Source organism: Nautilia abyssi, from assembly GCF_055388085.1.
This window is the reverse complement of the sequence record NZ_AP042376.1, coordinates 487,692-500,225: the sequence shown is the minus strand read 5'-3', so window position 1 is coordinate 500,225 and position 12,534 is coordinate 487,692. Positions and strand designations below refer to the sequence as shown.

General features: G+C 33.7%; 13 protein-coding genes. 2 read left to right on the top strand and 11 right to left on the bottom strand.

Features of this window, described 5'->3' with window-relative positions:
- Positions 1–27 precede the first annotated feature (27 nt).
- The 3 genes from ACZ5EP_RS02510 to ACZ5EP_RS02500 are packed head-to-tail and all read right to left on the bottom strand — an operon-like array spanning position 28 to position 1,203.
- Positions 28–306 carry a hypothetical protein gene (locus tag ACZ5EP_RS02510; RefSeq protein ID WP_464509302.1) on the bottom strand — a complete coding sequence of 93 codons (279 nt, stop codon included), beginning with the start codon at positions 304–306 and terminating at the stop codon, positions 28–30.
- Entirely contained in the window at positions 299–865 is a 567-nt protein-coding gene (locus ACZ5EP_RS02505; RefSeq protein ID WP_464509301.1) for a hypothetical protein, read from the bottom strand. The genes ACZ5EP_RS02510 and ACZ5EP_RS02505 overlap by 8 nt, the downstream gene beginning before the upstream one ends.
- The gene (locus ACZ5EP_RS02500; RefSeq protein ID WP_464509300.1) at positions 862–1,203 is read right to left on the bottom strand and encodes a hypothetical protein; all 342 of its coding nucleotides are present in this window, start codon (positions 1,201–1,203) and stop codon (positions 862–864) included. Before ACZ5EP_RS02500 ends, ACZ5EP_RS02505 begins: the two co-directional genes overlap by 4 nt.
- Positions 1,204–1,292: 89 nt before the next feature.
- Here ACZ5EP_RS02500 and ACZ5EP_RS02495 point away from each other — a divergent pair, with 89 nt between their 5' ends.
- Positions 1,293–2,177, top strand: a complete 885-nt coding sequence (locus ACZ5EP_RS02495) for a helix-turn-helix transcriptional regulator (RefSeq protein WP_464509299.1) — start codon at positions 1,293–1,295, stop codon at positions 2,175–2,177.
- A gap of 44 nt (positions 2,178–2,221) precedes the next feature.
- Here the strand turns inward: ACZ5EP_RS02495 and ACZ5EP_RS02490 are convergent, their stop codons facing one another.
- From ACZ5EP_RS02490 to ACZ5EP_RS02475, 4 genes are read right to left on the bottom strand one after another with little or no spacing between them, the layout of a single operon-like run.
- Positions 2,222–3,472 carry a TolC family protein gene (locus ACZ5EP_RS02490; protein ID WP_464509298.1) on the bottom strand — a complete coding sequence of 417 codons (1,251 nt, stop codon included), beginning with the start codon at positions 3,470–3,472 and terminating at the stop codon, positions 2,222–2,224.
- A gap of 9 nt (positions 3,473–3,481) precedes the next feature.
- On the bottom strand, positions 3,482–4,189 hold the full coding sequence (locus tag ACZ5EP_RS02485; RefSeq protein ID WP_464509297.1) for an ABC transporter ATP-binding protein: 708 nt from the start codon (positions 4,187–4,189) through the stop codon (positions 3,482–3,484).
- 1 nt (position 4,190) lies between these two features.
- Positions 4,191–5,336, bottom strand: coding sequence for an ABC transporter permease (locus ACZ5EP_RS02480; RefSeq protein WP_464509296.1), 1,146 nt, complete (start codon positions 5,334–5,336; stop codon positions 4,191–4,193).
- Positions 5,329–6,459, bottom strand: a complete 1,131-nt coding sequence (locus tag ACZ5EP_RS02475; protein ID WP_464509295.1) for an efflux RND transporter periplasmic adaptor subunit — start codon at positions 6,457–6,459, stop codon at positions 5,329–5,331. The genes ACZ5EP_RS02480 and ACZ5EP_RS02475 overlap by 8 nt, the downstream gene beginning before the upstream one ends.
- Before the next feature lie 108 nt (positions 6,460–6,567).
- Here ACZ5EP_RS02475 and ACZ5EP_RS02470 point away from each other — a divergent pair, with 108 nt between their 5' ends.
- Positions 6,568–7,143 (top strand): LPP20 family lipoprotein, encoded by a 576-nt coding sequence (locus ACZ5EP_RS02470; protein WP_127680487.1) that lies wholly within the window; start codon positions 6,568–6,570, stop codon positions 7,141–7,143.
- Between the two features lie 3 nt (positions 7,144–7,146).
- On the opposite strand, the gene ACZ5EP_RS02465 is transcribed toward ACZ5EP_RS02470, so the two are convergent.
- From ACZ5EP_RS02465 to guaA, 4 genes are all read right to left on the bottom strand, one after another.
- Positions 7,147–7,941, bottom strand: coding sequence for a substrate-binding periplasmic protein (locus ACZ5EP_RS02465; protein ID WP_127680489.1), 795 nt, complete (start codon positions 7,939–7,941; stop codon positions 7,147–7,149).
- A gap of 3 nt (positions 7,942–7,944) precedes the next feature.
- Positions 7,945–9,981, bottom strand: a complete 2,037-nt coding sequence (locus ACZ5EP_RS02460; RefSeq protein WP_464509294.1) for a SpoIIE family protein phosphatase — start codon at positions 9,979–9,981, stop codon at positions 7,945–7,947.
- A 314-nt stretch (positions 9,982–10,295) separates the two neighbouring features.
- Entirely contained in the window at positions 10,296–10,937 is a 642-nt protein-coding gene (locus ACZ5EP_RS02455) for a uroporphyrinogen-III synthase (protein ID WP_464509293.1), read from the bottom strand.
- A gap of 19 nt (positions 10,938–10,956) precedes the next feature.
- Positions 10,957–12,492, bottom strand: coding sequence for a glutamine-hydrolyzing GMP synthase (gene guaA / locus ACZ5EP_RS02450; RefSeq protein ID WP_464509292.1), 1,536 nt, complete (start codon positions 12,490–12,492; stop codon positions 10,957–10,959).
- Positions 12,493–12,534: the final 42 nt, after the last annotated feature.

Genomic DNA, 12,534 nt, shown 5'->3' with positions numbered 1-12,534 from the left:
ATTAATTGTAACATTTTATTTAATTTTTCACTCATCAACACAAATACAAACCAAATCTACTTTTTTGCCTTTTCTGACTATTTCCAACACTTCTTTTTTGGATATACTTCTGCCGGAAGTATCATCATTTGGCATAAAAAACATTTCAAAATCTTCCCCATCAGCGGCAATCTCAATAGCTCCGCAGTCTAAATTGATATAAATAACATCTTCCGAATAACAGGCAGCTTTTTCTAAAACTTCTTTTAGTTCTTCTTTACTGAAAACATTTCTTATTTTTTCGTTAAATTCTTGATAATCAAACATTGATTTTCCTTTTGATTTCTTCGGCGATTTTTTTGTATTTTTCGATTCTAGTTTCATCTTCAAAAAACCATTTATCAAAAACTTCTTTGACTGTTTCAAACTCATTTCCATTTTTTTCCAAAAGTTTCGAAATAATTTCATTTACTTCCGGATAATATTCATCAAAACTAACCCACGCAATATCAAAAGGGTCGATTTTTCTTACTATTTCGTTGATTTTAAAAAATAGTATTGCAGATTCTTTGCTGTTTTGGATATATTCATCGACTGTAACCTGATATTTATCATCAATTCCAAACTCTTTTAATATCATTGACTGATATAATTCATTTTCAATAATCTCTTTTGAGATTAAAATATCATATCTTTTGTCATAAATATCATACACTACCCTGCCTCTTGGAAATTTAACGCATTCATTGGTTTCAAATCCCATTTTTTCACATTCTTCAAAACAACAAATCCCGCTGTCTTTAAATCCGTTTATTTCATCTGTTTCATTTAAACTGATTTTTATAGCAATTATTTTATTGTTTATAATCCAAAATATACCTGTCATTTATTTCCTTTTTCAAATACACTCATATTTAAATTTTCAAATGCTTCCACATGGTCGATATTCATATACCACAAATCAAGTAAAACTTTTTGATTAACTTTTACCCATTGTTTTACTTTTTCCAATTCTTTACTATTGATTTTACAGTCACCTTCAACATTAAGTGAATCAATATAAATATCGCATAAAAAAATATAGTTATCTTTTGTTTTCTTTGCAAGTTTTATTCTTGGCTGATTTTCATCAAATTTACTAAAAACACATAAATCAACTGATAATCGAATATGTTTTTCCCCGATATTACCCATCGCCCAAAACATCATTTCTTTTTGCGTCATTTTATACCTTTAAATTTTTATATTACAATGATAATAAATAAAAACAATATATTGTGTCGTTTTTGATACAATTATCAAAAAGGCTTCTTATGAAGGCAAAAGAATACACCAAGACCCTCTCAATACTGCTTGATTTGATAAACAGATTTTACGCTGGTGAAAGCTTAAGCACAACGGATATTGAGAACCTATACGGAATTTCAAAACGCTCCGCCCAAAGATACATACACTACCTAAAAAACGCCGGGTTTAACATAAAAAGCAAAAGCCGAAAATATTATCTTGAAAATATAATTGACGAAGAAAAAGAGATGATTTTCGAAGCTATAGAATCCCTTGCCAAAAACGCAGGGATTGAAAAAGAGCTTTTGCCACTGCTTAAACAACTCAAACTGATAAGCGAAGAAAACGTCTTTTATTCAAAACTCGATATTGAAAAAATAGAGCCTTTTACTTTCAGAAAAATAGAAGAAGCCATTAAAAACAGAAAAATTATCAAAATGAAATACAAAATGGATAATGAAATATACGATATGGATATTAAACCGCTTAAAATATCAAACTTCGAAGGATACTGGTACGTAAATGCACTAAATCATGAAAACAGATACAGAGCATATCATATAAAAAGCATAAAACATCTTGAAGTTACGGATGAATTCTTTGAAGTCAAAGAAAATATCTTAAAAAATTTAGATAAAGCTGTAAACATCTGGTATGACCCTACTGCTGAGCCTTTTACAGTCGAGCTTTTTGCAGATGAACATGCCACTAAATATCTTGAAAGGATTCCGATTTCCAAAACTCAGAAAATAATTAAAAATTATGACGGAACTTCAACGATTTATCTGGAAATAACTCATGAAAACGAAATTATCCGTAAACTTCTCATGTGGATACCAAATGTGAGAGTTATCAGTCCTACATGGATAAAAGAGGAAGTGGACAGTTATATAGAAGAATACACTAAATAAAATTATCTCCTACTTTTATGGCACTTCCTTTATAAAAAAGCCTTTTATTTTAAAACACTCAAAAGCTTTTTATAATCTATACCGCTTTTAAGGTAATATTCCATTTTTATAATCTGAAGTTCGTTTTGAGCCTGTTTGTAAAGTGCAATATAGTATATTTTTTTGCTAAGGGCGTCAAGGTAAGTGATATTGTCCACAAGTCCGTTTTCGTATTTGATTTTGATTGTATTATATACGCTGTTTGCCATATCCACCGCACTTTGCAGGGATTTTATTTTTTCTTTTTGTGTAAGTAATTTCTGTCTGGCAAGTTCAAAATCGGTTTTGGCCTGTTTTTTTGCAAATTCAAGCCTGCTGGCAGTTGCAAGTTTTATATATTTTGAAGATTCGACTTTCGATTTAGTCGAAGTGTCGAAAATATTAAACGTCAGACTTATATTCAGCTGATTTTGTTTATCAGGCAGATCGCTTAAAAGTTTTTCATTATAATCGCTGTATCTGTAATAACTTAGAGTATCTTCAATTTTCAGCTGAGGCTTTTTAGAAGATTTAGCAATATTGACATTTTCTTCCGACGCTTTTAAATTCTCTTCTAAAGCTTTAATATCGCTGGTAGTGGAATATTTTATATTTATATTCGGAATTGTGGCCGTTTGCGGATCAGAAACTTTTACACCGCTGTAAAGCTCTATATTTTTAATAAGCTGCATTTTCTGATATTTCAGTTCTTCAATAGTATAAAGGTTTGCTTCATATTCGCTTTTTAATTTTAAAACATCCTCTTGCGTTGCCATTTTTAAGTCGTATTTGCTTTTTATTCTTTCATACTGGGCTTTTAACGCCCTGCCTTTTTCTTTATAAACTTCAATATTTTCTTTAATGGTTTTCAGATTGAAATACAAAGTAACTACATTCAAAATAGTCTGATTTACATTGCTGATATTTTGATATTTCTGGGCCTTGTATTCATACAGTTTCTGGTTTTTTAAAGCTCTGTTTTTACCTCCGTCATACAGGTCCATGCTGAATTTGACAAAAGCCGCAGCAGTATTGACAACCTGCGTGTTTCTTACATCCAAATCCAGCCTGTTATAATTTAAACCGCCCATAAGTTTTGGATTATAAACATTTTTGACACTCTGAAAAGACTTCTTTTTTGCTTCCTGATAATATCTGTCCGCTTTTAAATTTTGGTTGTTTTTCAATGTATCGGTAATCAGTACTTTTAAATCCACCGCGTTTGACGCAGTTACAAACACCGCTGCCGCCAGTGCCGTTTTCATTAAACTTTTCATAATTTCTCCTTAAATAATATGCTCTTTTAATTGCTCTTTTACCACTATCTTTTTATCTTCTATACTCAACACCTTATCGCAGTATGGTAAAAGGCTTTCGTCGTGCGTAACCATAATAATCGATACGTTATGCTCTCTCGTTATCTGTTTAAGAAGTTTTACGACATTTTGAGCCATTACTTTATCAAGCGCCGCGGTAGGTTCGTCTGCGAGGATAATATCCGGGTTATTTGCAAGCGCTCTTGCTATGGCAACCCTCTGGTTCTGTCCTCCGCTGAGTTCACTCGGCATTGATTTTATTTTTTCTAAAATATCCAGGTAATCCAGCAGTTTTTCGACTCTCGGCTTTACCACGTTTTTCGGCTCTCCGTTTTGATAAGGCAAAAGACTTACATTCTCTTCGACATTCAAAAACGGTATAAGATAATGCGCCTGAAAAATAAACCCCAGTTTGCTTCTTCTAAGTTTCCTGTCGTCTTTAATAAGCCATTTATTGTTATATACGATTTCATCGCCTATTTGAATCATTCCGCTTGTAGGCTCAAGCACACATCCGAGCATCATAAGAAGCGTCGTTTTCCCGGCACCGCTTGGAGCAACAAGAGCTGCGAATTCACCTTTATTAAGTGTAAATTCCGCTCCGTCTATTACAACTACCTCACTGCTTCCCTGTCCGAATTTTTTAACCAGTTTTTCTACTTTAATCGCAACTGACACATTATCCTCCTATCGCCTGCGTTGGGTCTGTTTTCATAACTTTGTAAATCCCGAAGAAAGACGCGAAAATCGAAAATATCAGAATAATTACAAACAGCATAAACGAATCGCTCCAAAGCAAAACAATTCTTTTCGGAAACCGTCCGCTTATCATATGCGCAAAAATATTTCCGGAAATAAAAGCCAAAACTCCCAAAATAACCGTTTCTTGAATAATCATCGAAGCTATGGTTGAATTTGGTATCCCTATTAATTTCATAATTGAAAGTTCTTTCATTTTTTCAAGCGTCATCGTATAAATAATAAGCGCTATAATAACCACGGATACTACTATCAGAATAACCGTAAAAGTACCTATCTGTTTTGAGGACTTTTTTATTACCCTCTGAAGCAGCAAAACAAGCTCCTGCGGAGTGGTATATACGGATTTGTGGGTGTTTTCCTCTATTCTTTTGGCTACTTCTTTTGGATCGTACCCCTGTTTTACTTTAGCTATTATCGCATTCACAAGATGAGGGTTTGTGCCTTTTATACCGCGTTTCTCATCGCTTCTTATTCTTTCGTTGGTATATGTAAACTGAAGTATCTGAGCGTCTTTGAGACTGACAAACACAAGATAGTCCCCTCCGTTTGAGACGGTGTCTTTCGTAATACCCACAACCGTATAATAATCCCTTCCGAGTTTTATTTTTTCGCCCAGTTTATAATGAGTTTTGTCACTGACAACTATTTCGTAATGCTCTTTATTAAGAGTTCTTCCGGCAATAAGTTTTTCAGGATTTACGGCGGATATTTTTCCAAACGGATCATATCCCACTATCATAGCCTTAAAACTTCCGTATCTGTTTGACATTTGAACGTTTTGAAATGTTATGGCTTCAGCGGACTTGATACCTTCCTGATAAGAAATTCTGTTCTTTAAATCTTCATGTATTTTTGAAGTTTCCGCAAAAGGGCCGAGCGTATCCTGCTGGACAACCCAGATATCCACATCTAAATCATTCGTCAAAGCCTTTGCGTCATATATCATCCCTCTGTAAAGGCCGATCATTACGATTACGATTCCAAGAAGAATCCCGACACTCATAGCCGTAATTATAAACTTGGAAAAAGAATGGCTTATGTCTTTAAAAGCAAGATTAATCATTATATATTTTCATCCCTTCTTTTAACGTTTTCTTTTTCGGATCCGGAATAATAACCGTTATATCGCCTTTATCAATCGCAACTTTATTCCCTGAACGGGCTAATATTTTAACGGGAATAAAATGAGCTTTTCCGTTTTTAAGAATCCATACGCCCTCTTTTTGAGAATAAAACGCAATGGCTTTTGCCGGAATTGTATTCATATTTTTAAGATCTGCCGTTTTAATATTTACGATCGCCTGCTCGTTAAGATAAAACGGAACGGGAGTCTTGTTGAATTTTACAAATATTTCCCTTTCGTTTGTAACGGCATTATTTACCGGATTTATTTTATAGACGTATCCTTTAAGATTTTTTCCTGAACGGAGATGAATAAACGCTTTGTCGTTTATTTTAACTCCGCCGCTGATTCTGGTATCGATAAAAGTATCAACCCAAACATCTTTTGGAGAAACAACATCTATTATAGGTTGGGAATTGCCGATCACATCATGATTGGATATATATTTTTTAGTAACATATCCGCTAACCGGAGCTTTGATTGTATATCTTTTAAGTTTTTCTTCAAGAGCGGCTATATTCGCTTCCGACTGTTTGATCTGATTTTGAAGCGATACTATTTTTTGTCCGATCGAACTCACTTTAAGCTTGGCAACATCTCTGTTTGTAAGATATTTTCTATATTCAAGCTCGGAAATCGCTTTTTTTTGATAAAGCTTTCTGTTTTTTTTGAGTACGTCTTCCTGATACAGATAGTCTTTATAAGAAGATTCTTTATCGGCTTTTAAGCTTTGTATGTTTGCTTTAATTACTTTTATGTTTTCTTTAATGGACTGAATCTGTTTGTTCAAATCAACACTGTCGATTTTTGCTATCAGCTGGTTTTTATTTACATACTCACCTACCGAAATATTAAAATCGTTAACCCTGCCGCCGAAAACAGCGCTTACTTTATATATGTTTTCGCTTCCGACGTTTCCTACGCCTTCGATTTTAACTTTCATATCCGCTTTTTGAACGGTTGTCGTTTTAAATGTATGTTTCGGAATATAAACCTTTTTATAAAACAGCAGTCCGGCTCCTGCTGCAATTACTGTCAAAACGGCATATTTTAATACTTTCATAATAATCCTTCAAAGTTTTGAACATTATATGTATTTAATATCAACCGTTCTTAAACTCAAAGTTTATATTAGATAATTGTGTTATAATTTTCACAAAAAGGATTTAGGATGAAAAAAATAATTTTAGCTACTGGTATTGCTTTACTTTTTCTCGGCTGTTCCTCAAAAGAAGCTCCTAAACCCACAACCCCGCAGGTCAGCGGCGAATGTGTGATTCAAAACACGGAAGCTCCTAAATGGGTATGCACGGGCGGAGATATTAAAGATTACGTAACAGCAGTCGGAAGCGCTAAACCGACCCCGTTGGGATTCAGTTTTCAAAGAAGCGAAGCTATGGCTATAGCAAGAGACGAAATAGCAAAACAGCTTCAGATTAAAGTTAAAAACATGTTCAAAAATTACATGGCGACTACCGGGGCAAATACAGATTCTGTTGAGAAAGCGACACAGTATGTTTCAAAACAGTTGGCAAAACAGACTCTTATAGGCTCTAAACAGCTTAATATGTGGATTGCACCTGACAAAACATTATATGTGCTTGTAGGAGTTCCTTTAAACGCACAAAAAGCAAAAGAGGTAATCAAGTCATCATTACATAACCAGGAAGCTTTATGGCAGCAGATTCAAGCGGATAAAGCGCAAAAAGAACTTGATAAAGAAATAGAAAAAGAATTCGGTAATTAAACTTTATTCTTTTTCTTTAAGCCATTTTTGCAGTATTTTCTTTCTTAATCCGCTTTTATCCAGTTTTTCTATTTCACTGTTTAATTCTTTCAACAGCTCTTTAGCTTTAGGATACTGTTTAGAAATAAAAAGTCTGAATTTAGAAACTTTTAATTTAGGATAAGCCACATAAGATATGTCTTTTGGAATTTTACATTTACCAATCATTTCATAACCTAAAACAGCTTCTTTTGAAGCAACCATTATATCACATCTGTCTGCCGATATCTTTTTAAGAACGGCACATTGACTAGTGGCTTCCTGATTAATGGTTTTGTTTTTATCAAGATTAAAAACGGTATAGTAAAATGCGGTATTATATCCGTTAACATCACAAATTCTTAAAGAATTGATATCGTTTTTTACTTTATTTAATATCTCTTTTTTTGTAAATCTTTTTTTAGAATACCATATAACCTGATGCGTCGTATAAATAGGTTTTGTTATATACAAAACTTTTGCTCTTTTTTCAGAATACAGCCCCGGAAAAATAATATATTTTTTTGCCCTTGCATAATGACTTACCAGATAGGTACATCTTTTCCAGGGCACCAGGTCAAGTTTATACGTCATATTCAAATCTTTAAACATAACGTTATACATATCAACCAAAGCACCTACTATCTTGCTTTTGTCAACTCTTCCGTCCACTCTTTTATAAAATACAAACGGCGGCCATTCAGCACCGTCGTCACATATATGTATCACATCTTTAGCATATAAACTTACAAACATAATCAGCGCAAGCAAAATTTTCATTTTTTACCCCCTCTTTATCTGAAATCCTATTACCGTAATATCATCGGTTCTCAATTCGTCTTTTTGATATTTTTTTAATTCTTCCCAAAACAGTTCTTTTTGAATTTCAAACTTACTGTTATGATATTTTTCAATAAGCTGTTTAAATCTTTTTTTACCAAACGGCAATTCGCGCTCACCACCTATCTGATCTAAAAATCCGTCGGTAGTTACATAAAATTTCATTCCGTTAAATAATTTTATGTCATACTCTTTGTATTTATAATTAATATCGGTATATACATCTCCCACAGAACGTCTGTCGCCCTTTATTGTTTCAATTTCTCCTTTTTCGTTTAAATAAAACAACGGAACGTTTGCACTTGTAAAAGTCAAAATATTTTCATTTTTATTATAATAAATTATAGCACCGTCAAATCCGGCATTGGAGTTTGAATCTTTCGTATACTGTTTCAATATAGATTTTATGGATATATTAAACTGTGTCAAAATTTCTGAAGGGGATATTTTTTTGGACGAAAGACTTAACTCGTTTATTATATGCATTTGTATGGCTTTAACGAGCATTGTCATTAACGCTCCGTGTACACCGTGTCCCGTACAGTCTATAACCATTAATAAAAACTCATTTTTTCTAACTTCGTCTAAAAAGTATATATCTCCGCCTAGCACGTCTTTAGGTTCCCATATAATAAAATAATCTTCAAACGATTTATCAAACGCCTTTACAGACGGAAGAATCGATTTTTGTATTAAAGAAGCATATCTTATACTCTCTTCCGTCATATCAAGAAGCGCTTTTATTTTACTTGTTTTTTGCTCTACAAGATCTTCTAAATGATTCTTCAGTTCTTCAAGTTCTTTTTTGTCGGTAATATTGTATGAAATCATAATATATTTGCAGTCTTCGTTATCAAACATGCATTTTTTAGTCATATGTGAATACAGCCAGTATTCTTTACCGCTTTTGGCGACGCATTTCACTTCCCCGTTCCAAGAACCGTTTTTATTTATTTTTTCAATCAGTTCATTTAATCTTACGTTTTTAAACAGTTGGTGTTTGTTATTAAGCAGTTCTTCTTTTGAATATCCGCAAGTTTCACAAAAAGCTTTCGTGACGTCAATCACTTCGCCTTTTTCATTAAATTCGCTTATTATTACATACTGATTAATAACATTCATAAGTTCTGACAATTCTCTGTGCAGTTTTGAACTGACGGCAATGCCTTTATTTGTAAATTCCGCTATTTCGCCGAATTCGTCTTTAGTGTTTATTTTAATCGATTTAATTGAGAGTTTAGGATCGCCTAAAAAGTCAAAAAACCTTTTAAGACCTTTTCTTATCTCTTTTAAAGGTTTGTTTATAAATTCGTTCAAAGTAAACACTAACACCACAATAGTAAAAAGAGCCGCAATTATAAAATAAAACAGTAATATTTTCTCTTTTTGAAGAGTGCTTTTGTATATGTTATTAAATTTCTCATTTACAAGAGCCAGCTCTTTTTTTTCTATTTCATTTAGATGTTTAAGTACAGGACCCAAATCATAGTAAATTTTCACATAGCCTATCGGTTCGTTGTTATAAATAAGCTCTTTTTTTATAAATTTATATTTTTTTAATTTAGGAGGCAAAGGTGCTGAAGAAAAAACTTTTTTACCGTTTTCTTTGTAAGCTGATAAAAAAACGCCTCTGGCTACAGTGTCATAAATAATTACCGCCTTTATGACATCATCTTCCAGCAACACGTCTTTTACAACTTTTTTAGCAGCTTCTTCCTGGTAGTTAAATAAAGAATAGCTTAATGTAGTTGCGGAAAAATTTATTAGTTTTTTTAAATTATAAAGCGTTTTTTCTTTTGTTTTTTGTTTCTGTTCTTCTATAAAACTGACAACAAACTGTTTTTGCTGAGTATTAAGAGTTTTTAGTATATTAGACTGGTGCGATTTGATTGACGAAGCAATCCATATCCATATTATACTTTGCATAACTATAATGAGAAGAAGAACTTTGAATACGATACTGTTTCTAAATTTTACCATAAAAAGCCTCAATGTTTTTCTTTATTATATCATATATTAAATATGGTAAAAAAGAAACTTTTTAAGACCCGGGAGGGCGTTCACGCAGTGACTTTGGGCTCCGCCAAGTCACACGTTTGAGGATAGGAGGGCAGGTTTAGGGGCGGCATAAGCCGCCGCACACCCCGACCCTACCGTCTCCTCCATAAAATTGGTTGTAGGGCCCCAAAATGTGCGGGTAGCGACACCTCCCAGGTTGAGCGGAATTGTATCAGAAAGTCTGAGTAAAATCAAGCAAATCTGAAGAATTTCAATGAACTTTTATATGTTTAATTTTACCTTATTTTTAGGGATTTTGCAAGTTTAATACATTCATTAATTGAAGGTTTATTCGCAACGTATACTTTATTTATATATTTATAAAGTTCTTTTTGGGTTTTTTTGCCTATCGCAACTGCAAATATGTTTTCAAAGTTTTCTATTTTAGCAAAACAGTTTGCGGTTGAAGGAGAAGTAAATATCACTACTGAAGGTTTTATTAATATGGTATCGGGTCTGTTACACAATGTTTCATAAATTATCACTTCTTTTAAAGTATTGTTTATAAACTCTTTTTCGATATTTGAGACCAGTTTCTTTGCCCTGAAAAAAAGGAAGGTTTTATTTTGATATCTTTGATTAATTTCTTTAGCAAACTCGTCTCCGTATGCGTTTTTTGCAATATATTCCACCCTGCCGCCAAGTTTTTCTATTTCAGCAGCTGTTGCTTTTCCTATTGCCAAAGACGGAAAATTTTTCCATTCATCCGTCAATTTATCCACTGCTCTTACACCGTTTTTAGAAGTAAAAATAAGATAATCAGTATTTTCAAAAGAAAAAGAGGGAGAGAGAAAATTTATTTTGATTACCGGATAATTCAATACACCGTCAATTTTCTGATCAGTTAAAAGATATACAGGTAATTTTTCACTCTTCACTTTTAACTTTTCACTTCAATTATTCCCACTCTATTGTTGCAGGAGGCTTACTTGAAATATCGTATACTACTCTGTTTATTCCGTCAACCTCGTTGATAATTCTAGTACTTACCCTCTCAAGAAAATCGTGCGGGAGATGACTAAACGTTGCCGTCATACCGTCTGTCGAACTTACGCATCTGATTGCAACCGTGTTGTCATAAGTTCTGTTATCGCCCATTACTCCGACGCTTCTTACGTTAAGAAGTACAGCAAACGCCTGCCATACATCATTGTATAGTCCCCATGCTTTAAGTTCCTGAATCAAAATCGCGTCCGCTTCTCTTAAGATATTCAAATCTTCCTCATTCACTTCACCCATAATTCTTATCGCAAGTCCAGGTCCAGGGAACGGATGTCTGTAAACCAGCTCGCTAGGCAGACCAAGCTCAAGACCTAATTTTCTGACTTCGTCTTTAAAAAGTTCTCTTAACGGCTCTATAAGCTCAAACTGCATCCAATCAGGAAGACCGCCAACATTATGATGTGATTTAATTGTTTTAGAAGGACCTTTTACACTTACACTTTCAATTACGTCAGGATACAGTGTTCCCTGTGCAAGGAATTTAGCGTCTTTGTGTTTTTTTGCTTCTTCGTCAAATACTTCGATAAACGTATGTCCGATTATTTTTCTTTTCTCTTCAGGATCAACAACGCCTTTTAGTTTGCTTAAGAATTTTTCTCTTGCATCTACAGTAATTAAAGGCACATGAAGTACGTTTTTAAACGCATGCTCTACCTGTTCTCTTTCATTTTTTCTAAGAAGTCCGGTATCAACAAAAATAGGAACAAGTTTATCACCGATAGCTTCATGTAATAGCGCTGCTGTAACTGAACTGTCAACACCACCGCTTAGAGCGCATATAACTTTATTGTCACCCACCTGCTCTCTGATTTTTTTAATCTGTTCTTTTGCGAAGTGCGCCATATCCCATTTACTTGTAACACCGCAGACGTTTCTTGCGAAGTTTCTTAAGATTTTCTGCCCTTCAACACTGTGAGTTACTTCAGGGTGAAACTGAATAGCGTATATTTCTTTTTCTTCATTTACTATTGCCGCATAAGGAGCATTTGAAGTATGTGCAATTCTTTTAAATCCGGGAGCCAGTTTCTCAACTCTGTCTCCGTGGCTCATCCAAACTACAGTAGGATTTTGCAAGTCTTCAAATATTTTATGCGGTTCATCTATAAATAATTCAGCTTTACCGTATTCATGATGATCCGCTCTTACAACTTCTCCGCCAAAATCTACGGTAATGAGCTGCATTCCGTAACATATACCTAAAATAGGAAGACCGAGCTCATATATTTCCTTATCTACCCTGTATGCATCTTTTTCATATACACTAGCAGGCCCGCCGCTGAAAATTATACCTTTCGGTTTTTTCTCTTTAGCGGCTTTCAAACCGTCAAAATAAGGAACTATTTCACTGTAAACACCCTCTTCTCTTAATCTTCTCGCTATTAATTGAGTATACTGGCTGCCAAAATCAAGTATTAATATTTCAACTTGCATATATTTCCTTTTTTAATGTAATTGTAACAAATTAATCAACTA

Excerpts from the sequence above, each read along its gene's own strand:
- ACZ5EP_RS02510 (WP_464509302.1), bottom strand. The coding sequence starts at position 306 with ATGTTTGATTATCAAGAATTTAACGAAAAAATAAGAAATGTTTTCAGT.
- ACZ5EP_RS02495 (WP_464509299.1), top strand. The coding sequence starts at position 1,293 with ATGAAGGCAAAAGAATACACCAAGACCCTCTCAATACTGCTTGATTTG.
- ACZ5EP_RS02465 (WP_127680489.1), bottom strand. The coding sequence starts at position 7,941 with ATGAAAATTTTGCTTGCGCTGATTATGTTTGTAAGTTTATATGCTAAA.
- guaA (WP_464509292.1), bottom strand. The coding sequence starts at position 12,492 with ATGCAAGTTGAAATATTAATACTTGATTTTGGCAGCCAGTATACTCAA.
- ACZ5EP_RS02500 (WP_464509300.1), bottom strand. The coding sequence starts at position 1,203 with ATGACGCAAAAAGAAATGATGTTTTGGGCGATGGGTAATATCGGGGAA.
- ACZ5EP_RS02505 (WP_464509301.1), bottom strand. The coding sequence starts at position 865 with ATGACAGGTATATTTTGGATTATAAACAATAAAATAATTGCTATAAAA.
- ACZ5EP_RS02460 (WP_464509294.1), bottom strand. The coding sequence starts at position 9,981 with ATGGTAAAATTTAGAAACAGTATCGTATTCAAAGTTCTTCTTCTCATT.
- ACZ5EP_RS02480 (WP_464509296.1), bottom strand. The coding sequence starts at position 5,336 with ATGATTAATCTTGCTTTTAAAGACATAAGCCATTCTTTTTCCAAGTTT.
- ACZ5EP_RS02475 (WP_464509295.1), bottom strand. The coding sequence starts at position 6,459 with ATGAAAGTATTAAAATATGCCGTTTTGACAGTAATTGCAGCAGGAGCC.
- ACZ5EP_RS02490 (WP_464509298.1), bottom strand. The coding sequence starts at position 3,472 with ATGAAAAGTTTAATGAAAACGGCACTGGCGGCAGCGGTGTTTGTAACT.
- ACZ5EP_RS02470 (WP_127680487.1), top strand. The coding sequence starts at position 6,568 with ATGAAAAAAATAATTTTAGCTACTGGTATTGCTTTACTTTTTCTCGGC.